Source organism: Elusimicrobiota bacterium, from assembly GCA_041658405.1.
In the GTDB taxonomy this organism is placed as follows: domain Bacteria; phylum Elusimicrobiota; class UBA5214; order JBBAAG01; family JBBAAG01; genus JBBAAG01.
Genome location: JBBAAG010000051.1, coordinates 1 through 22,204 on the forward strand (window position 1 = coordinate 1; position 22,204 = coordinate 22,204).

Here is a 22,204-nt window from a genome sequence, read left to right on the forward strand (position 1 = left end):
ACCTCTATCAAGATGACAGGTTTTATCTTTATTCCTATGGCAATTATTTTGATGATACTCGCAAAACCCATAATCCAGGTATTGTTTCAACGGGGTGTCTTTGATGAGCAAGCGACTAGTATAACAGCAAGAATATTTGTGTTTTATGCGTTACAACTGTTTTCTAATTATGCGCTGGTAGTAATGATACGGTTGATGTTTGTATTCCAGGATATGAAGAGTATATTCAAGATTAGTGTGATAACGGTAATACTGAACGCAGTACTTAATTTGGTATTTATGAAATTAATAAGCCCTCCGGCAGCAGGGATTGCATTAGCTTCATCAATAACCTGCTTGTTATCGGCGGTACTTTATTTTGTTTATCTAAAGAAACGTATACATAACCTTCACGGGTTGGCAATCATACGGTCGTTATTCAATACTGCAATGCTGGGAATAATTTCCGGGATAACAGTCTTTATCGCGTATGAATACATCAGTGTCCTGGTTACCAACAGGTTCATACTGACCAGGCTGCTGATCATCTGCGGTGCGGTAATCCCAGGTGTAGCGGTGTTTGGGTTACTCTCAGTTATCTTCCGTGTGGAAGAAGCTGAGAAAATATATGTTTTAATAAAAAATAAAATGCAATCTGTCCTGAAATTTGGTAAAATCAACAACTTATGATTATTACGCGTACGCCGCATAGGATATCGTTTTTTGGTGGTGGGACAGACTATCCTTCGTGGTACTTAAAACACGATGGGAAAGTGCTGGGGACAACTATTGACAAATATTGTTATCTCGTAGTACGCGAATTACCGCCGTTTTTTGAGCATAAACACCGGATAGTGTATTCTCAGATAGAACTCCCTAAAACTATCGCTGAGATAAAGCATCCGTCAGTAAAAGCTATCCTGCAGTACCTAAAGTACAAAAAAGGTGTTTCTATCCACCACGACGGAGATATACCCGCGAGGTCAGGGATGGGGTCAAGTTCTGCGTTTACCGTTGGATTATTAAAAGCGATGTATGCGCTCGAAGGTAAGGTTATATCCAAAAGCCAGCTATACAAACTTGCAATTCATATTGAACAGGATCTAATGAAGGAAAACGTTGGTTCACAGGACCAGGTATTTGCTGCACAGGGAGGGTTTAATAAGATACAGTTTTTGCATAACGGCGAGATCGTGGTTACCCCTGTGCTTATGACAAAGAATAATATTGCTGAGTTTGAAGGTAAGCTTATGCTGTTCTTCACGGGTATCTCGCGTAATGCAACGGATATCGCGCAGGAACAGATTAAGAATACCGGTAAAAATGTTAAAGAACTGCAGAAGATGGATAAGCTGGTGGATGAAGCGTATAGCATCGTTACGTCTGCAAAGCCGGAATTTAAATTGTTCGGTAAACTATTGAATGAAACATGGAAACTTAAACGCAGCCTGTCGTCTAAGATAAGTAATGATTGTATTGATGATATCTACGCTACTGCTTTACATAACGGCGCGATTGGCGGTAAATTATTGGGGGCCGGAGGGGGCGGGTTTATGTTGTTTTATGTGGAACCCCAAAATCAGTTGAGGCTAAAAAAAGCGTTGGGGAAACTGATAAATATATCGTTTGAGTTTGAGTTTACAGGGTCGGAGATAATACTGTACAAGCCATACCTTGAAAATGTTATAGGGAAAAAGTTGTGAAGTACAAACAGTTATATTCCACGTTTGCGGAAGAAGAACGCAGGGCATTACATAAAGTTGTTGCCAGTGATATGTTCACCATGGGCGATCATGTACGCGAGTTTGAACAACAGTTCGCTCAGTATTTTGGGATGAAACACGCTGTAATGGTAAATTCCGGATCTTCAGCAAACCTTATTGCCGTAGCGTCGTTGTTTTACAGGAAACATAACCCGTTGAAACCCGGGGATGAGGTTATTGTTCCTAACATATCGTGGAGCACAACATTTTATCCGTTGCATCAGTACGGGTTAAAGCTGCGGTTTGTTGATGTGGATTTGCATACATTGAATATTGACGTTGAGGAATTAAAGAAAGCAATACGTGCCGGCGGGAAAAAGGTTAGGATGGTAATGGCGGTAAGTATACTTGGCAATCCGTGTAAGTTCGATGAAATAACAAGGTTATGTAAAGCCAATAATCTTATCCTGTTTGAAGACAACTGTGAGTCAATGGGTGCGAAGTTTAACGGGCAGTATACCGGTACGTTTGGGTTGGTGAATACGTTCAGCACGTTTTTCTCGCATCATATATCCACGATGGAAGGCGGGTTGATACTGACTAATGACAAAGAACTGTATTACCTGGCAAAATCGTTACGTAGCCACGGGTGGACCCGCGGATTAGAACCCGGGTGCGGGTTGTACAAAAAGAAGTATGACGATTTTTTTGAAGCATACAGGTTTATACTTCCGGGCTATAATGTCCGTCCTACTGAACTACAGGGCGCTGTCGGTAAGGTGCAGTTAAAAAAACTTGATAATTTCCTTAAGATACGGCGTGAGAACGCTAAGTACTTCACAGCATTATTTGAGAATGATGAACGGTTTATTATACAGAAAGAAACCGGGCAAAGCGCATGGTTTTCGTTCACTATGATAGTTAACCCGAAATCGGGTATCAACCGTGAAAAAGTTTTACGCACACTTAAACAAGCGGGGATTGAATACCGTATAATTACCGGCGGGTGTATGCTCCGGCATGATGTTATTAAATATTTTGATTATACCTACACAAAATCAGTAAATGCGGATATCGCGCATTATAAAGGTTTTTTTGTGGGTAACTGCCCGTTTGATATAAGAAAACAAATTGATTATTTACATAAAACATTAAAAGGAATTTAATAAAAAAAGTGCCTATGAAAAACAATAATAAGGCGGTGAGGATATACAAGCATAAAGGCAAAGTTATTGCTATCGTCGTGAAAGGTAGTTACAAAACTAAAGGCATGCATTTTTTTACTTCAGAAGAATTCTCTCAGCAACTTGCTTATGTATACCATGAAAAAGACAGGGTTGTAGTACCGCATATACATAAACGTTATAAGCGCGTGTTATACAATACGCAGGAAACGGATATCATAAAAAAAGGGAAAGCCAGGTTTACTCTTTATACCAGTGAAGGCAAATTGTTTAAAACTATGATACTTGGAGCAGGTGATATGATATTATTCGCATCCGGAGGGCATGGGTATAAAGTTATTGAGGATATTGAGTTGATCACCGTAAAACAGGGGCCGTATGCAGCGGGTGGGCGTGATAAAAAGTATATGAAGTATATAATCTGATACTGCCAACGTAATAAAGTAGAGGCGCGGTTGTTATGAATAAAAACGATAAAATATTTGTAGCCGGGCATACCGGGCTCATAGGGACAGCGCTGGTTGCACGGTTAAAAGCTGAAGGGTATGATAATATTATCACACGTGCATCATCAGAGCTTGACCTTACGGATCAGGCATTAGTAGAAAAGTTTTTTCTGGCAGAACGGCCGGCGTACGTTTTTTTATTAGCCGCGAAAGTCGGGGGAATAACGGCAAACAGGGAAAAACCTGCAGGTTTTATTTATCCCAATCTTATGATAGAGTGTAATGTCCTTAATTCCGCATGGAAAGTTGATGTAAAAAAACTATTTTATTTATCCTGTTCAATTATTTACCCGAAAGAGTGTGAACAACCAATGAAGGAAGAGTACCTTCTCACGGGTAAGCCAGAACCTACCAGTATGGCGCATACAATCGCCAAAATCGCGGGTACTGTCCTGTGCCAATCGTATAATAAGCAGTATAACACAAACTTTATCTGCGGGGTAGCAGCAAATGTGTATGGTACAAATGACGATTTTGACCCTGCTAACGGGCATGTTATCCCCGGTTTACTTACCAAAATGCATAATGCCAAGGTTAATAACGAGCCTAGTATCACAGCTTGGGGTACGGGTAAACCAGAACGCGATTTTGTGTATGTAGACGACGTAGCGGATGCGTGTATTTTTTTGATGAATAATTATATGTCATCAGAGATTATCAATATCGGGTCAGGTACCGGTGTGTCAATCGGTGAATTATCGAACCTCATCTGCGAAGTAGTTGGGTATAAAGGTAAAATTGTGTGGGATACTACAAAACCTGACGGTGCGATGAAGAAAATGCTGGATAGCACAAAACTTAATTCATTGGGATGGCAACCTAAGACCGTACTCAGGCAGGGGCTGGAAAAAACGTATCGTTGGTGGAGAGAAATATATTTAAAGTGACTTTATAAAGGGAGAAACATTGAGATGAGAGTGTTGATAACAGGAATAACGGGTTTTGCCGGGAGTTATATGGCTGAATATATTCTTGGGTTAAACCAGAATATCGAAGTTTATGGAACAAAACGGTTTACAAGTTCGTTGCATAACGTAAAACATTTATTGGATAAAATAACGTTGATAGAATGTGAACTGCGCGACCAGAACTGTGTGGACTACACCGTTGCACAGGTAAAACCTGATAAAATCTTTCATCTTGCAGCACAGACGTATATCCCAGCAAGTTTTGCGTACCCGCTTGACACGCTGGTGACTAATATAACCAGTACACTCGCGCTGATGGAAGCGGTGAAGAAAAATAAGTTGGATACGTTACTCCATTTTTGTAGTAGTTCGGAAGTATACGGCCGTGTCGAAAAAAATGAGGTGCCGATAAATGAGTATAACCAGATGCGCCCGCAAAACCCGTATGCAGTGAGTAAGTGCACCTGCGATCTTCTGGTACAACAGTATTATGCGTCATACAAAATGAAGGTTATGATTAGCCGCGCGTTCGGGTACATCGGCCCACGTGCAAAAGATGTGTTCGCATATTCGTCATTTGCGAAGCAAATCGTTGAGATTGAGAAAGGATTGAGAGAACCTGTTATTCACGTAGGTAACCTTAAATCTGTCCGGACATTCCTGGATATCCGCGATGTTGTGGATGCGTACTGGATCATGACAGAAAAATGTGATTTTGGTGAAGTTTATGTTATCGGCAGTGATCAGACAATGGAGCTCGAAGAACTGCTGAATAAACTGTTAAGCCTTAGTACCGTCGGGAAGAATGTTAGGGTGGAAGTTGATAAGAACCGGCTTCGCGCATCAGATGTTACCTTGCAGATACCGGATAGCACAAAGTTTATTCAGAAAACCGGGTGGAAACCTAAGATCACGATTGACCAATCCATGAAAGACCTGCTTGACTATTGGCGGAAGGAAATCAAGTGCTGATCCTTCATGATTTTATTGGAAGAAAAATATGATTCATGAAGTGTGCAAGGATATAGTTGTTAAGGCTCGGATTAACCGGTTTATTGAAACCGGTACCTATCTTGGATCTACGGTAATAGAAGTCAGTACATGGCTGCAAAAACTTGACCCTGAGTTTGGTACTATCAAGAGTTATCAGCAAGTAAATCAAATTGGCTATCCGGTATTTGAAAACGTTTCTGAGAATTCAAAGACAAAGCTTTATTCAATTGATATTGATGAGCAAAGACAAACTGGGTTACAGAAACTTTTTGTCAGTAATTCAAATATTAAGCTGATAAACGCATCTTCCGCTAAATATATTGAAGAGATGATCAGTACAGGGTTAATCACTGATAACGATAACTGTTTTTTCTTTTTGGATGCTCATTGGGGAGAATACTGGCCTTTACGTGATGAAATAAGGGTAATACTACAACTAAAACGTTCCATTATCGTGATTGACGATTTTGTGGTACCGTTTCATCCTGAAGCAGGGTTTGATATTTATGGTAATAATGTATGTAACTGGTATTACATAAAAAACTTGTTTAATAAAACCAGGATTAACCTGTATTACCCGAGAAAACTTAGTAAAGGCAATCGCGGGGCTGGTATTGTTTTTGTTGGGTATCAAAAAAAAGAGTTGGAGTTTATGAAGGGCTTGCCTTGTTATGAACCTTTTTTTAAAGGAGATTTGTATTTTACAGAATTAAAAGTGCGAGTGATACATACCAAATTATATTCTTTTATCAAAAAAAAGTTAGGGTTTATTGGGAGTAATTTATGAAGAATAATAAGGTATGGAAAGTTCTTGAAGATAAAGAAGTTATTAATATACCCAAACGGTTAAAAGTAAGTGTCCAAAAGATTAGATTACCCGAAGGTAAAGTCGTGGATGATTATTATCAGATAGGATTACCGGAATGCGTGGTAATACTTGCGAAAATAAAAAGTAAGGAAGTGATCATGCTGCGGCAATATCAGCATGGACTAAAAGAAGTTAGTTTAGTTTTACCTGCAGGTGTTATTGATAAAAATGAAACACCGTTGCATGCAGCAAAACGTGAGTTGTTGGAAGAAACAGGGTATGTTTCGCTAAAATGGAAACTAACCGGGAGATATATGCTGCATAACAACTATGGTTGCGGGCGGATAAATATGTATTCCGCTGAGAATGCAAAATGGGTTAAAGAGCCTGTCGCTAATGATCTTGAGCAGCGAGAAACAGTGTTATTAACCGACCGCGGGATTAAGAATGCTATAAAAACAAGAGAAATTATTGCGTTAACTAGTATAATGGCTTTGGCAAACGAAAAAATGTTGCGGTAAGTTCATATATTATCATTTAAAGGATATTGTTATGATAAATACAAAAAATAGTTTGAATAACAAAATTATAGTTGGATTGGTTCAGATAAATAACAGTTTTTCTGGGCAAAACTATTTCCCGTATTCATTAGGACTACTTGTGGCATACGCGCAAAAGTATCCGGGAAATAAAGATTTATTTGATTTTTTAGTTCCAATATATAAAAGAGAAGCGGTTAGTGATGCTGTGAATAACCTGGAACCTGCGGAGATCATATTTTTCAGTACTTATGTGTGGAATACAAATATATCTCTTGAGATAGCGAAAAAGGTTAAGAAGGATAAACCGGGTACGCTAATAGTATTCGGCGGGCCTCAGATTTCAATTAGAAATACGGAGCCATTCCTGCGTGAAAATCCTTTTGTTGATATAGCGTGTATCGGGGAAGGTGAGAGAACGTTTAATAATATTTTAAATTGTTATAAAACCGGGGATTACAGCAATGTACATTCTATTGCGTATCTAAAAGATAATGCGTGCCATCAGAACGTTTTAGGAGACAGGATTACTGAACTACGGGATATCCCATCGCCGTATACTACCGGAGTATTTGACTCTCTGATGAAAGCAAATCCAAACGAAAACTGGGTTGGGTTGTGGGAAACTAACCGAGGATGCCCGTTTTCGTGTACGTACTGTGTGTGGGGATCTAATACACAGGATAAGATTTTTCAGCATCCAATTGAAAAGGTATACGAAGAAATTGATTGGTTCAGCCGTAACAAGATAGAATTCATTTTTTGCTGTGACGCGAATTTCGGGATTCTGAAGAGAGATAAGGATATTGTTGAGCATATAATCGCAAATAAAGAAAAGTACGGGTACCCAAAAGCTTTTTCTGTGCAGAACACAAAGAATTCTGCGTTGAAGATATATGAAATATATAAACTTATGTCAGACGCGGGGTTAAGTAAAGGCGTGTCTCTGGCATTACAATCAGTTAATCCGTCAACACTGGAAAGTATCAGGCGGTCAAATGTATCAACTGAAACATTTCAGGAACTTCAGAATATTTTTAATGACAACAAAATCGCTACATTCACGGATTTAATCATTGCCTTGCCGGAAGAAACTTATGAATCATTTAGAAAAGGTACTTCTTCAATTATAGAAAATGGGCAGCATAATAGGATTCAGTTTATCAATCTAACTATTCTCACAAATGCGGAGATGGATGATCTGGAGTACCAAAAGAAGTATGGGTTCATTATTAAAGAATCAAAAATCGTTAATATCCACGGGAATCTTGAAGCGGATAAAGTTCAGGAAAGCCAAAGAGTTGTGGTTGGTACCCATACAATGCCAAAAGAGGACTGGATAAAAACGCGGGTGTTCGGCTGGATGGTATCCTTGCTTTATTTTAACAAACTTTTACAAGTGCCCTTTATAATTATGCGTAATAAATATTCGATTCCGTATCATGAATTATTCGATATTTTTATGTCGGCGGAAAAAACAGCGCCTATAATAAGTGAAATTAACAAGTTTTTTTGTGAGAAAGCAAATGATATACAAAACGGCGGGTATGAATACTGTGAATCAAAAGAATGGCTTAACATCTGGTGGCCGGCTGATGAGTTGATGTTAATAAAGCTTTGTACAGGAGATAGGCTGTCAGGCTTTTATCGTGAAGCTGAAGCGTTAATCGGTAAATACCTGGAAGCCAAGCATATTGACGGGTATAACGAATTACTGCACGAAGCTGTGGCGTTGAATCAGCAATTATTGAAAACACCGTTGCAGCAAACAGATCTTGTGGTAGATATGTCGTATAACATCTGGGATGTGTACCGTGCTAAACTTGCCGGTGAGAATGTTGAGCTGTCTAAAGGAAAGTATTGCTATGAAATCATGCGTACAGATAAAAAATGGCAGTCCTGGACTGACTGGTGCCGTGAAGTTATCTGGTGGTCAAATAAAGCAGGTGCATATCTATACTCATGTAAGAAAGTAGATAAATGAAATTAAAAAATAAGGTAGCTATAATTACCGGCGGTGCAGGGGGTATTGGTAGAATACTCGTCAGTACTTTTATCAACGAAGGCGCGGTTGTTGTTGTTACAGATATTAACAGTGCGCAACTGAATAAAATCCCGGTGAAAACCGATAGGTTGATAAAGATTAAAGCCGATATCTCAAAAGTTAAGGATGTAAAGTTACTGTTAAACAAAACTATCAGTAGTTTTGGTACGGTGGATATACTTGTGAACGCTGCTGCAGTCCAAACTCCAGTTGGCATACTTACGGAAGTGGATAGTAATGACTGGATAAAGACTGTTAATATTAATTTAGTCGGGACAATGTTATGCTGTAAACACGTACTACCGGTTATGCTCTCAAAGAAAAAAGGTAAAATAATAAACTTCGCAGGTGGCGGTGCAACATTCCCGAGGAAATATTTTTCTGCCTATGCCGTATCAAAAACTGCAATTGTGAGGTTCACGGAGATAATCGCGGAAGAAGTTAAAGGACGGGGTGTTGATATCAACGCAATATCACCGGGTTCGGTTTATACCGGGATGATCGAAGACATAATCCGTGCCGGTAAAAAAGCAGGGGCCAGTGATTTAAAGACAGCGGTAAAAGTAAAAAACGGCGGCGGGGTATCACCGGAATTAGCGGCGAATCTGTGCGTGTACTTAGCTTCGGATGAATCTGATGGAATTACAGGAAAACTTATAAGCGCAGTATGGGATAACTGGAAAGGTTTTTCAAAGAATATGTCCAAGATAAAAAACTCGTCATTGTACACGCTAAGACGGGTTGATGGTATCAAAATCAAAGAAAGTGGACTGAGATAATAGAATAATAGTATGGAAAAAATTAAAGCATTACTTCTCGGTGATTCTCTGGAAGATGCGGTTAATGATTACGCTGTGGGTGTACTGGGAACCCTCCGCAGAAATATTGAGATCCTGACATTAGATTATAAAAAACTATACTGCAGCCATGGCTTGTATGGTATGCAAGAGTATATAAAAACATTTATTGAAAAAAACAATATTAATACTATATTCTACTGGCCAGGCCCCGCGAATTTTGATTTTAACGTACATTTTTTTGAAAAATTACGGAGAAACTGTTTTGTAGTGATGTGGATTGGCGGGGATACAGAACATTACTTTGAAGGAAGAGACCAGTATTACGCGCAGGCAATGGATTATGTCATTAATGACGAATTAATAGCGCCGTATAAGTTTAATCAGATAGGGATAGCTTCTGCGTATTTCCCAAACGCATGTGACCGGGAACATTATCATAAAATTGAAGGGTTGAAGTTAGATACCGATGTGTCATTCATAGGGCTACTCAGCGATAAAATCGGGCGGAGAGAGTATGTTAAGTATCTTGAAGAAAACAGTGTCAATATCAAAACATACGGCGTGGATTCTGTTAACGGTACAATCTCACGTGAAGAAAAAGTGGCGTTGTTTAACAGGACAAAAATTAATCTTAATTTTACCGGAACTGCAGAAGTTACGCGTTTAACAAGAAATAACAGAATCAACAGGAGAAAAAAGCAAGTTAAGGGAAGAGTGATTGAGATAACGCTTTCCGGTGGATTTGTATTATCCGAATATGTACCCAGCCTTGAGCATTTATTTGTTATTGGCAAAGAAATTGATGTTTTTTATGATAAAGAAGAATTACTGGAGAAAGTCAGGTACTACCTTAATAATGAAGAACAACGGGTAAGTATTGCGCAATGCGGGTATGATCGTTCGGTTAAGGATTATGATATACAACTTGCAGTACCAAGATTATTGGCTAAATTAGAGGAATATCGCGCTAATAAGAAGTACAGGCCATCCGAGATATATCTTGACCCGGAATTCATAAGGAATTATTCAACATATAGGATACACTGGATACTAAAGTTTCTTAAAGCATCGAACTTGAACCTGGTTTTTGAAGAACTAAAAATTGTAATGAAATATATGAAGATAGACTGGTATCAGGTACGCGTATTTTTTATTGAAGAGATACTAGACAATTTTCCAAAACTGAAATCTGTACTAAAACGTATAGTTGAAGGAAAACAGAAAGTTTAACAACACAAATTAATTTTGTATACTAAATATAGTAAGCCAAGATGTAAAGAGAGTTGCAGGGTTGTGTAGAGTAAGGATATGGTATGGCAAAAATAATAGATTTTAATTATTTAAAAAATAAAGCTAAATACGTAAAAATTGAGACATTAAAGATTCATAAAATTGCGCCGGAAACACGGCTGGCGTCTTCCTTGTCCCCTATAGAAATACTGGTAACAATGTTTCATGGAAAAATCATGAAATTTAATAAAAATAATGTTTGGAGCGAGAAAAGAGACCGGTTTATTATAAGCAAACCGCATGGGGTTGTGTGTATGTATCCCATACTTGCAGATCTGGGTGTGATTTCAAAAAAGTCACTATCAACTGTATGTCAGCAAGGGTCAAAACTTGGTGGTATACCGGACTTCACCACACCGGGATTTGAAACAATTAATGGTTCACTGGGGCATGGTATAGGGGTTGCGTGCGGGATAGCGCTTGCTTTAAAAGCAAAACGGTCAAAATCAAAAATGTTTGTATTAATGGGAGACGGTGAGCTTTATGAAGGATCTGTGTGGGAAGCGATAATGTTTGCAGGACAGCATAAACTTGATAACCTGATTTTGGTAATTGATAAGAACGGGCGGTGTATGCTTGATTTCTGTAACAAAATCATTGATCTTGACCCGCTTGACAAAAAGTTTAATATATTCGGATGGCAGGCAAAGACAGTTGATGGCCATGATATGCGTAAACTACATACCGCGTTCACCGGATTGTTAAATTCAAAAAATAAGTCGCCAAAAGTCCTTATTGCTGAAACAATAAAGGGTAAATCCGTGCCTTCACTAGAAAAAGATGAGATGTGTCATATACGAACCGTAAGTCCTGATGAGATTGACAGGATTATTAAAGGCCTAAAATGAAAAAAACAAGAATTATGCGCGATGTCTTCATTGGTAATCTTGTACAAATAATGTCAGAGAGGAAAGACGTTTTCTTTCTCTCAGCTGATATGGGTGCCCGCGCGCTGGATACTCTCAAACAAAAATGCAGGGACAGGTTTATTAATGTGGGGATTGCGGAACAGAACCTGATTAATGTAGCTGTTGGTTTGGGGTTGGAAGGTTATATTTCATACGCTTATGCCATAGCGCCGTTCTTATCAATGCGTGCATTTGAACAGATAAGGAATAATGTTTCGTTAATGTTTACCAATAGAAAGTTTAATATAAATCTTTTATCAGTTGGTATCGGTATTAGTTATGATGTTACCGGCCCGTCACATCATTGCTTTGAAGATATTGCATTGATGAGAATGCTGCCTAATATGATGGTATTCTCGCCAAGCGACTGTGTGCTCATAGAAAAGTTTGTTAATTACTCTTTAGTTCACAAAAACCCAAAGTATATAAGGTTTGATGGTAAACCGGTTGATGATATATACGATGCGGGGAGTAAGATAGATTTTGAAAAAGGCTTTGTTGAACTTATAAAAGGTAACGATACATGCATGGTTTCTACGGGTATAATGACGCATAATGCGTTAAGAGTAACAAGGCTTAATCCAAATCTTAAGATTGGCCTTATAGATATGTTTGTGCTTAAGCCTGTAAAGGAAGATTTGCTGTTTAATGCATTAAAAAAATATAAATATATTGTTACTCTGGAAGAAGCATGGCTGGATAACGGCGGATTGGATAGTTTGATCTCAAACGTATTACACAAAAACAATTCTAACGCTAGATTAAGAAAAGTCGGGTTCAAAGATAAATATGTGTTCGAGATCGGCAGCAGAAACTATTTGCATAAGATTTACAAGATGGATGAGCACAGTATTCTTAGTTTAATAAAAAGTATGAAGTAGATATAAGGTGAATAAACTACAGTTTTTGAAAAACAAAAATATTCTTATCTGCGGCGCTACAGGGTTAGTTGGAACTAATACTTTGTTAAAGTTAAAAGACGTTCCCGGGGTTAAGGTAAGAGCTGTCTATCATTCAAGAAAACCGCAAGTAATTTCAAAAAATATTGTTTACGTAAAAGCTGATTTAACCGATTTTAATGACTGCGTAAGGATCACTAAAGGTATTGATTACGTTATAATGGTTGCTGCAAAAATCGCGAGAAGAGATCCCGGAAGGTTATACTTAGTGCCCAATATTCTTATGAGTATGTATATGCTGGAAGCTGCATATAAAGCAGGAGTTAAGAAGTATGTCTGGTTGAGTAGTGCTACAGCGTATCCGCCTGTCAAAAGAAAATTGAAGGAAAGTGATATGTTCAGTAATGACCCGCATGATGCGTATTACCCTATAGGATGGGCAACTAGGTATATTGAAACATTATGCAAGATGTACGCGAAAAAGGTTGAGAATCCTATGACAACAATTGTCCTGCGTTCTTCAGCTATATACGGAGAGTACGACGATTTTGAATTCGAGACATGCCAGGTCTTACCTGCATTAATAAGAAAAGTTGTTGAACGCCAGAACCCGATAGAAATCTGGGGTACAGGTTCTCTAAAGAGAGACTGTATTTACGTAAAGGATGTGGTTGACGCATGTTTAAAAGCGTTGAATGCAGTGGATGGTTTTACGGTACTCAATATAGGGCTGGGTAAGTCTTATAGCGTAAAAGAATTGTTGTACTTGATTTTGGATATCGATAACTATGATACCGCAAATATTGTGTGCAACAAGAAAAAGGTATTAAAGAAATTACCTTCTATTGAAATTGATTGTACTAAAGCAAAGCATACTATTGGATTCATGCCTTCTTATACTATTAAAGAAGGGCTTGCTAATACTATTGCATGGTATCGTTCTTATCGTAGATCAGGTGATGGAGTTAAGAAAAACTAAGGTTATGGCTAAAACAAAGTTGTTAATCTGCGGTGCAAGCGGTTTTATCGGCAGAAATATTGCTCAGTATTTTGCTGGTAAAAACGAGTATGAAGTTATTGGAACATACCTAAAAACCAAGCCTCCGTCTATACGTAATGTTGTTATGAAAAAAGTTGACCTTACATCAAAAACTGAGGTTGATAAGCTAGTAAAAGGTGTGGATATATTGATACAAGCAGCTGCGACGACATCCGGGTCTAAGGAAATACTTGCAAAACCGTATTATCATGTCACAGATAATGCAGTGATGAACTCGTTGATATACCGTGCTGCATTTGAGCATAAGGTGTCACGCGTAATATTTTTTAGCTGTGCAATTATGTATGGCTCCGGGAAAAGTGCTGTCAAAGAAGAAGATTTTGATGCAAATAAGGAAATATATCCGAGTTATTTTGGTGCGGCATGGACTAAAGTATATATAGAAAAAATATGCGAATTTTATTCGCGTATCGGGCGAACAAAGTATACCGTCATCCGGCATTCTAATATCTACGGCCCGTATGATAAATATGATCTTGAACGGTCGCATGTGCTCGGTGCAACAATAACGAAAGTTATGCGTGCTGCAAAAAACAGCGAAATTGTTGTCTGGGGTAACGGAAAAGAAGCACGGGATATATTGTATGTATCAGACCTTGTGAGTTTTGTGGATAAAGTTATTAAGAAACAAAAAACGTCTTTCGAAATATTTAATGTTGGTAATGGATCTGTTACCACTATTAAAGAACTTGTAGAGAAGATCATCAAGGGATCAGGGAAGAGTATTCGTATTGTTTATGACTTAACAAAGCCTCATATAAACACATCTGTATGCCTTAATATAAACAAAGCGAAAAAAGAGATCGGGTGGAAACCTGAAGTATCATTAGAACAAGGCTTAAAGAAAACCATTTGCTGGTATAAACAAAATATAAGAGCACAAACATGATATGATACAAAACAAAAATGTATTGTACATTGTTCCGACAGATAAACATCAGTACTTAAATTTTTTTTATAACGAAATAAAAAAATGTGTTAATTCAATATATATGTTCGATTTTATTGAGTATTCTCATCAAAATGGTATCAAAAATACCGAAAAACATGTAAAAGACCTTATAACCAGTAAAAAGATCGATATTGTGTTCACCACTCACTATGCTACGGATTATCAATTATCAATTGAGTTCTATGCTGATTTAAGAAAAACTGTAAAAATAGTTTTTTGTGCCTGGGATGATGAATCATATTTTGATGTGTACGGTAAGTATTACGGCCAAGTTGCGGATGCTGTGATAACTACTGATTACTATACTATGTATGGTTACATGCGAATGGGTATACCTGGATTGCTTTTAATGCCTATATTCAGCAAAGAAATGTTTTTTCCGGTAGAAGGGGAAAAAGATACAGAAGTATGTTTCATAGGAGGGTGTACCCAGCGGGATCGTAAAGAATATATTGATTTTATTATTAAGAACGGTATTAAGATCGAAACCTATGGGAATGGTTCAAAGCACGGTTTTCTTGAATGGAACAAATTTTCTGAAATATTATCAAAAAGTAAGATAGCGCTGACTTTCAATAAATTGGATACACTTGACTGGATTAATAAGGAAGAGCCATTGTTAAACAGAGTAAGGCAGGCTAGTTTTCATTATGTAGAAAGTGCGCTTGTAAAAACGTTTTGTCTTGCAGAATATTCACCTGGTATTTTTACTATTGCAGAAATAGGAAAAGAAGTCGATGTGTTTAATAGTAAAGAGGAGTTATTGAATAAGATAAGGTATTACCTGTCACATGATGTTGAACGTGAGAATATTGCTGCAGCTGCGTATAAAAGAGCAATAAAAGAGTATGTGCCGGAAGTAGCTGTCCCAAAATTACTTGCGGAGTTGGATAAAACATTGTATAGCGGTATCAATAAATATGTGTTATCAGATGAAATATATATAAATGAATCATTTAAGAGAAAAACAATTAATGGTTTAACTTTTACCATGGTTGTTCTAATCAAAAATAATAAAATCGGGTATGCGATGGAGATATTTGTTAAACTATTTAAATATGGCGTACTGGTTTTCATTACAGGTTTTATCGGGGGAATAGGTAGAATTGTACAGAATATGTCAACAAAAATAGCTGATAAATTAGACAGAATAAGAATAAACGGTAAATAATACTTATGTGCGGTATATGCGGAATTTATAATTACAATAAAACGAATCCCGTAAAAGAAAATGTCTTACGCGCGATGTGCGGTGTTATGTCACACCGCGGGCCTGATGGTGAAGGTGTGTATTTAAATTATCCTCTAACCGGCGGCGGGATGGGTGTTGGGCTCGGGCATCGCAGGCTTGCGATCATTGATCTCAGTACAGGCGAGCAGCCGATGTATAACGAAGATAAATCTATTGCCATAGTGTTTAACGGTGAAATATATAATTTTCAGGAACTACGCCCACAGCTTGAATCACTTGGGCATAAGTTCAGGTCAAACAGTGATACCGAAGCTATTGTCCATGCATATGAGCAGTACGGTGAAGATTGTGTTGATCATCTAAGAGGAATGTTTGCGTTTGCAATCTGGGATAATAATAACACCAGGATGTTTATTGCCCGGGATCGTGTTGGCAAAAAACCGTTGTACTACGCAAATGTGAATGGTTCATTAATATTTGCGTCGGAGATAAAAGCGTTACTTAAATATCCTGGAATCGGACATGAGATTAATAAGGAAGCTATACACTATTACCTGAATTATCAGTACGTTCCCGGTCCGAAGACTGTGTATAACAGTGTTTTCAGGTTAATGCCTGCGCATTGTATGAGCGTAGATAAAAACGGTAACCTACGCACGCGGGAATATTGGGATATTGATTTCCGTGAGAAAACAAAGTTGAGTTTCAATGATACATGCACGCAGTTACGCGAGGTGTTGAAAGAAGCTACGCGGTTAAGGATGATATCTGATGTTCCGTTAGGTGCGTTCCTTTCAGGAGGGCATGATTCAAGTATCATTGTAGGTTTAATGAGTGAACTTGCGAGTAAACCCGTGAAAACGTTTTCGATTGGGTTTGAGGAAGAAGAATTCTCGGAACTTGGATATGCAAAAATTGTTGCACAGCATTTTAAAACAGACCATCAGGAGTTTATTGTAAAACCGCAATTTGTGGAAATTCTGCCGAAACTCGTATGGCATTATGACCAGCCATACGCTGATTCTTCAGCATTACCGTCTTATTATGTAGCTAATATGACCCGTAAAAATGTTACTGTAGCGCTAAACGGTGACGGCGGGGATGAATCCTTCGGAGGGTATCTCCGGTATAAAGCAATGAAAGGATCGTTGTATGCGGGATTACCGTTCAAACTTCTCGGGCGAAAAAATACGTTGAGGTTAGCAGAAATGTTACCGCACACGGAAACCGCGGGGAATATTAAAATGTTCCGGTATATGTACAGGCTTGTATCCGCTTTAGCGGAACCGCCGCAAAGGCGTAATGTTTACTGGCACAGTTATTTTGATAATACAGCTAAAGATAAAATATATTCTGTTGATATGCGTAATGATATGAAAGGTATTGATTCGTTTGAGTACCTCGAAAAAATATTTGAGAACGCAAAAGCCGGGAATGTTATGGACCGTACTTTTTATACCGATATAAAAGCATACCTGCCAGAGTGCCTGCTCATAAAAATGGATATAGCATCCATGGCGAATTCGTTGGAAACTAGGAGCCCGTTTTTGGATCATGTAGTTATGGAATATGCCGCAGGATTACCTGACAATTGGAAGATCAGAGGGTTTAGGACTAAGCATATACTTAAAGAAACGTTTAAGTCATTCCTTCCAAAAGAAATTATTAATCGTCCAAAACAGGGGTTTGGTATACCGCTTGGGAAGTGGTTCCGGAATCAGTTAAAGGGGTATATACAGGAAATTCTGCTTGACCCTAAAACCGTCTCCCGCGGGTATTTTAACCGTCAAGGGTTGGAGATATTATTAAAAGAACATATGGAAGCTAAACGCGATCACGGGTATCGTTTATGGGCATTACTTATGCTGGAACTATGGCATCGTGAAGTATACGAAAAACTATAACACTTCTCTGTATTGACAAATGTGCTGCATATTTATAAAATTGTTTATCATTTTTAATTGTTATTAAGATTTATTTTTATACAACAGGAGTTGAGTTAAGTATGCCAAAAATTGAATATATCACAGGAATGGATATCGGGAGCAGGCAGATAACTACTGTCGTCGGGAAGTTTGACGCAAGTAATAATTCGCTTGAGATAATAGCTGCGAACCGCACGCACTGTGAAGGTATTAAGGGCGGGTTAGTGTTGGATATTGACAAAACAAGTGAAGCCGTGAGGCGCGCGCTTGAGAGTATAGAAGAACAGATAAAAATTCCGGGCGGTATCATTGATGTGCACGTTGCAGTGCGCGGGCATCATATACAGGGCGTGCAGGATAGTAAAAAAATTGGGATTACGCGTACAGAAAAAGAAATTACGTCTGAGGATGTTGAAAGCCTTATGCAATCCTGCCGCAGCAGCCAGGTTTCGGATGATAAAGAAATAATGATTATTGTCCCTCTGGATTATATAATTGATAATCAAGCCGGTGTACCGAATCCTGTTGGAATGGAAGGGAAAGTTCTGGCGGTGGATGTCTATGTGGTAACAGGCTTAACTGCGCAGAATAATAATGTTTGCAAAAGTATAGCAAAAGCTGAATACGGGCATGAACCGTTAACCTACGGGCTTCTGGGACTCGGCAAAGTTGCTTTATTACCCGAAGAAATTGATATGGGTATCTTGTTAGTAGACCTCGGCGGTGAAACTACTGAGATTGCGATATACCACAACGGCGGAATACGCTTTACTAAACAACTCGATGCCGGGTATTGCAGTGACATGATCTCTAATGATATTGCGTATTGCCTTAGATGTTCACGCACCGAAGCTAAAAGATTAAAAGAAGAGTATGGCGTGGCTTCAGAATCGAGTTTGGATGATGGTGATACAGAAGTGGAATTCGCAAGTGTTGACCACCGTGAAAAACGTAAGGTAACAAAACGCGCGTTGATGGAATTGATAAAACCGCGGCTAGAAGAAATATTTGAAGAGATAAAAAAGGAAGTTGCGTTATCTTCTATGATGAACGATATACCTCATGGCGTGGTACTTACAGGAGGCGGGTCAAAACTTAAAGGTATTGAAAAAGTTGCGGAAGAAGTCCTTGAGGTGCCGCATGCGAGGCCGGGGTCAATACTTAGTGTCGGAGGTAATGAGGATATCATAATGGATCCGGCATACTTCACAGCAATCGGGTTATTAAAATTTGTTATTGATGATTCTGAACAGCTTCGGTCAACTGAAAGAACGAAGAATAACAAGGCGGATATATTTTCCATAATCTCCGGTGCTTTTGAGAAACTGTTCAATAAATTTTAATTTAAGAGAGTACACAGAGAACTATAATGATAAGAATAAAAATAAGCGAGAATTTTGAAGAAACTGTTGCAAAGATAAAAGTTATTGGTATCGGCGGTGGCGGCGGTAATGCGGTTAACCGTATGATCGAAGAAAGATTCGATGGAGTAACATTTATCTCGGCAAACACTGATGCTCAGGTATTACGTTTATCCAAAGCGCCTATAAAGATACAGTTAGGTGAAAAGCTTACAGAAGGTAAAGGCGCAGGCGGGTCTCCGGATATGGGTGCCCGTGCTGCAGAAGAAAGCCGTGAGATTATTAAAGAAGAATTGTTGAATACAGACTTACTGTTTATCACAGCGGGTATGGGCGGAGGAACGGGTACCGGCGCAGCGCCAATAATTGCAGAGATTGCTAAATCAATGAATATTCTTACTGTGGCAATTGTTACCAAACCATTCAATTTTGAAGGCCCGGTACGTATGCGCCAGGCAGAAAACGGTTTGAAAGAACTGAGGTCAAAAGTTGATACAATAATTACGATACCAAATGAGAGGTTAGTAGATATCTGTGAAAAAGATACTGGAATGAAATATGCGTTTCTTCTCGCAGACCAAATATTACATAGGGCAGTACAGTCTATCTCCGATGTTATAACCACCAAAGGCGAGATCAATGTTGATTTCGCTGATGTCAAAGGTATTATGACAACCGCAGGGGATGCTATAATGGGGATGGGGCAAGCAAAAGGTGAAAACGCAGTGGATGCTGCATTGCAACAAGCATTGAACTCGCCGTTATTAGATAATCTTTCTATAAACGGTGCAAATCGCGGGGTATTGGTTAATATCACTGGAAGTTCAAGATTACCATTAACAGAAGCTAAGGAAACTATGGATAAATTGAGAGAACAGCTTGGGCATGAAGCACACGTATTTTTTGGTTTTGTAATTGACGAGAATCTTCAAGATGAAGTTAAGCTGACTTTAATTGCAACAGGATTAACAAACCGGCGGACAATACGACACTTAACGCCTGATGAAATGAAACAGCGTAATCATTTGGCTAGCAAATCATATATTCAAGAACCTACTGCATATGTAAAACCGTCAACTTTAAATAAAGGCGATATATTTCGTCCCGCAGCTTTAAGAAAAAAGAAAAATACTTAACAGGATAACAGGGTATCATTATGAATTTTACTGAACTGCTAGACATGGTGCTCCAGCTTAAAGGTTCTGACCTGCACCTGCATCCGGGCACGTCGCCGACAATAAGGGTAGACGGTGGTTTGAAACCGTTGCCGATTACACCGTTAACTACTGTGGATACTGAACAGATAGCGTTTTCAATGATGACCGACCGCCAGAAAGCGTATTTTGACGAGCATAATGAATGTGACCTAGCATATAATTTTAATGAAAAGATAAGATTCAGGGTAAACGCTTTCCGTCAACGCGGAAAAGTTAATCTCGCAATGAGGGTTATCTCCGACAAAGTTATGCATATCGATGAACTTAGCCTTCCCCCGATACTTTACAAGCTTTGTGAAAGAACAAGGGGGATATTACTTGTTACAGGCCCTACGGGCAGCGGGAAGTCAACGACGTTAGCTGCAATGCTTAATCATATTAATGATACACGGGCTGAGAATGTTATTACTATAGAAGACCCGATTGAATATATGTTCACAAATAAGAAATCTATTTTCAGCCAGCGCGAGACCGGGATTGATACACGAGATTTTGCGGAAGCATTACGCCGTGTTTTACGTCAAGACCCTGATATTATCATGATCGGCGAAATGCGTGACCTGGAAACCACATCATCCGGCCTTACTGCCGCCCAAACCGGACATCTGGTATTGACTACGTTGCATACAAATGATGCAGTACAAACAATAAACCGTATAGTCGATATTTATCCGCCTCACCAGCAAAACCAGGTGCGTATGCAGCTTGCAGATACGCTTATTGGAGTGATTGCGCAAAGGTTGATACCTCATGCATCAGGACAGGGACGCGTTCCCGCAGTGGAAGTCCTTGTTGCTACGCCGTTAGTTAAAAAACTTATTGCTGAAAATAAAGTTGAAGAACTTAACGGCGCAATAAAACAAGGTAATTTTTATGGGATGCAATCCTTTAATAGTACGCTGGTGTCAATGGTGCAAAAAGGTGTTATCAAAGTAGAGGACGCATTGGCCTCAGCATCAAACCCTGAAGAAGTTATGCTTGCTTTACGCGGTGTAGAATCCACGGAGTCAGGTACATAAGCCATACAATGCCGTGGGTAAAAAATCAACAATCTTGCTTTTGGTATAACACACATCTTAACACTCTTACCGGTGAATGGCTGATACATTTCATGACTGACCGGAATTACGGTGATTTTAGCGTTAAGGAAAGACGCAAAAAGTTGTATGCTAAAATAGGGCTGGATTATAGTAAAATAATATCCGGCTCTCAGGTACATGGAAGTAAGGTAATGTTTGTTAACGGTAAGGTTGACAAAGATGATTTAGAAAATACGGATGGATTAGTAGTTACTGCTGATGAATCCGCCGGGATAGTTGTTTATACTGCTGATTGTGCGCCGGTATGGATTGTAGATACCGTAAAACGTGTTGTAGGGCTTGTCCATTCAGGCAAGGAAGGGACAAAAAAAGGTATTGTCGTGACTGGGATTGATTTGATGACAGAAAAGTGCGGATGTAAAAAACAAAATATGGCAGTGATTATCGGTCCGCATATACAAAGTTGCTGTTATCCTTATGATATCGAAACAAATATTGTCCAGCAAGCGGAAACAAACGGTATTACGAAAAACAATATTTATCGTTCAGGTCTTTGTACGTCATGTAACAACGCGTCATTTTATTCTTACCGGAAGGAAAAAGGTGTTACGGGCAGAATGGCAAGTGTCGCATATATAAAGCAAGGAGCAAAATATGGAACTTGGAAAATTTAGAAAAAAAATTGATAATATAGATTCTCAAATACTTGAATTGTTAAACCAACGCGCGGTCATCGTTAAACAGGTTGGGAAACATAAGCAAGCTAAGAATATACCGTATTTTGTACCTGAACGTGAACGCCAGATACTTGATAAACTGGAAGCACAAAACACCGGTCCATTGAATAATGAAGCAGTGCGCGAAGTATTCATACAAGTATTGAGTATATGCCGTAA

22 protein-coding genes are annotated in these 22,204 nt (G+C 38.8%); all 22 read left to right on the forward strand.

Going from position 1 to position 22,204, the window contains the following annotated elements; all coding sequences use genetic code 11:
* Positions 1–669: lipid II flippase MurJ (locus WC955_09010; protein ID MFA5859192.1), on the forward strand; the 669-nt coding region annotated here is incomplete at its 5' end.
* Entirely contained in the window at positions 666–1,682 is a 1,017-nt protein-coding gene (locus tag WC955_09015) for a kinase (protein MFA5859193.1), read from the forward strand. The genes WC955_09010 and WC955_09015, both read left to right, overlap by 4 nt.
* The gene (locus tag WC955_09020) at positions 1,679–2,848 is read left to right on the forward strand and encodes a DegT/DnrJ/EryC1/StrS family aminotransferase (protein ID MFA5859194.1); all 1,170 of its coding nucleotides are present in this window, start codon (positions 1,679–1,681) and stop codon (positions 2,846–2,848) included. Before WC955_09015 ends, WC955_09020 begins: the two co-directional genes overlap by 4 nt.
* An 8-nt stretch (positions 2,849–2,856) precedes the next feature.
* Complete coding sequence (locus WC955_09025; GenBank protein MFA5859195.1) at positions 2,857–3,291, forward strand: hypothetical protein; 435 nt, start codon at positions 2,857–2,859, stop codon at positions 3,289–3,291.
* A gap of 35 nt (positions 3,292–3,326) precedes the next feature.
* Positions 3,327–4,259: a GDP-L-fucose synthase gene (locus WC955_09030; GenBank protein MFA5859196.1), complete on the forward strand. Its 933-nt coding sequence runs from the start codon at positions 3,327–3,329 to the stop codon at positions 4,257–4,259.
* A 24-nt stretch (positions 4,260–4,283) separates the two neighbouring features.
* Positions 4,284–5,252: a GDP-mannose 4,6-dehydratase gene (locus WC955_09035; GenBank protein MFA5859197.1), complete on the forward strand. Its 969-nt coding sequence runs from the start codon at positions 4,284–4,286 to the stop codon at positions 5,250–5,252.
* 28 nt (positions 5,253–5,280) lie between these two features.
* A complete protein-coding gene (locus WC955_09040; GenBank protein MFA5859198.1) occupies positions 5,281–6,060 on the forward strand; it encodes a hypothetical protein in 780 nt (259 codons plus the stop codon).
* Positions 6,057–6,602 (forward strand): NUDIX hydrolase, encoded by a 546-nt coding sequence (locus WC955_09045; protein ID MFA5859199.1) that lies wholly within the window; start codon positions 6,057–6,059, stop codon positions 6,600–6,602. The genes WC955_09040 and WC955_09045 overlap by 4 nt, the downstream gene beginning before the upstream one ends.
* Positions 6,603–6,633: 31 nt before the next feature.
* Positions 6,634–8,604, forward strand: coding sequence for a radical SAM protein (locus WC955_09050; GenBank protein MFA5859200.1), 1,971 nt, complete (start codon positions 6,634–6,636; stop codon positions 8,602–8,604).
* Entirely contained in the window at positions 8,601–9,443 is an 843-nt protein-coding gene (locus WC955_09055) for an SDR family oxidoreductase (protein ID MFA5859201.1), read from the forward strand. Before WC955_09050 ends, WC955_09055 begins: the two co-directional genes overlap by 4 nt.
* A 12-nt stretch (positions 9,444–9,455) precedes the next feature.
* Positions 9,456–10,694 carry a glycosyltransferase gene (locus tag WC955_09060; GenBank protein ID MFA5859202.1) on the forward strand — a complete coding sequence of 413 codons (1,239 nt, stop codon included), beginning with the start codon at positions 9,456–9,458 and terminating at the stop codon, positions 10,692–10,694.
* A gap of 83 nt (positions 10,695–10,777) precedes the next feature.
* Entirely contained in the window at positions 10,778–11,602 is an 825-nt protein-coding gene (locus WC955_09065; GenBank protein ID MFA5859203.1) for a thiamine pyrophosphate-dependent enzyme, read from the forward strand.
* The gene (locus tag WC955_09070) at positions 11,599–12,543 is read left to right on the forward strand and encodes a transketolase C-terminal domain-containing protein (GenBank protein MFA5859204.1); all 945 of its coding nucleotides are present in this window, start codon (positions 11,599–11,601) and stop codon (positions 12,541–12,543) included. The genes WC955_09065 and WC955_09070 overlap by 4 nt, the downstream gene beginning before the upstream one ends.
* 25 nt (positions 12,544–12,568) lie before the next feature.
* Positions 12,569–13,540 (forward strand): NAD-dependent epimerase/dehydratase family protein, encoded by a 972-nt coding sequence (locus WC955_09075; GenBank protein MFA5859205.1) that lies wholly within the window; start codon positions 12,569–12,571, stop codon positions 13,538–13,540.
* Positions 13,476–14,510 (forward strand): NAD-dependent epimerase/dehydratase family protein, encoded by a 1,035-nt coding sequence (locus WC955_09080; protein ID MFA5859206.1) that lies wholly within the window; start codon positions 13,476–13,478, stop codon positions 14,508–14,510. The genes WC955_09075 and WC955_09080 overlap by 65 nt, the downstream gene beginning before the upstream one ends.
* A gap of 103 nt (positions 14,511–14,613) precedes the next feature.
* The gene (locus WC955_09085; GenBank protein MFA5859207.1) at positions 14,614–15,744 is read left to right on the forward strand and encodes a glycosyltransferase; all 1,131 of its coding nucleotides are present in this window, start codon (positions 14,614–14,616) and stop codon (positions 15,742–15,744) included.
* A gap of 5 nt (positions 15,745–15,749) precedes the next feature.
* Positions 15,750–17,669: an asparagine synthase (glutamine-hydrolyzing) gene (gene asnB, locus WC955_09090; protein ID MFA5859208.1), complete on the forward strand. Its 1,920-nt coding sequence runs from the start codon at positions 15,750–15,752 to the stop codon at positions 17,667–17,669.
* A 101-nt stretch (positions 17,670–17,770) separates the two neighbouring features.
* Positions 17,771–19,033: a cell division protein FtsA gene (gene ftsA / locus WC955_09095; GenBank protein ID MFA5859209.1), complete on the forward strand. Its 1,263-nt coding sequence runs from the start codon at positions 17,771–17,773 to the stop codon at positions 19,031–19,033.
* Between the two features lie 26 nt (positions 19,034–19,059).
* Positions 19,060–20,187, forward strand: coding sequence for a cell division protein FtsZ (gene ftsZ, locus WC955_09100; GenBank protein ID MFA5859210.1), 1,128 nt, complete (start codon positions 19,060–19,062; stop codon positions 20,185–20,187).
* 20 nt (positions 20,188–20,207) lie between these two features.
* Positions 20,208–21,287, forward strand: coding sequence for a type IV pilus twitching motility protein PilT (locus tag WC955_09105; protein MFA5859211.1), 1,080 nt, complete (start codon positions 20,208–20,210; stop codon positions 21,285–21,287).
* A gap of 8 nt (positions 21,288–21,295) precedes the next feature.
* On the forward strand, positions 21,296–21,982 hold the full coding sequence (locus tag WC955_09110; protein ID MFA5859212.1) for a polyphenol oxidase family protein: 687 nt from the start codon (positions 21,296–21,298) through the stop codon (positions 21,980–21,982).
* The coding region (pheA, locus tag WC955_09115; protein MFA5859213.1) for a chorismate mutase at positions 21,963–22,204 on the forward strand (242 nt) is incomplete at its 3' end. The genes WC955_09110 and pheA, both read left to right, overlap by 20 nt.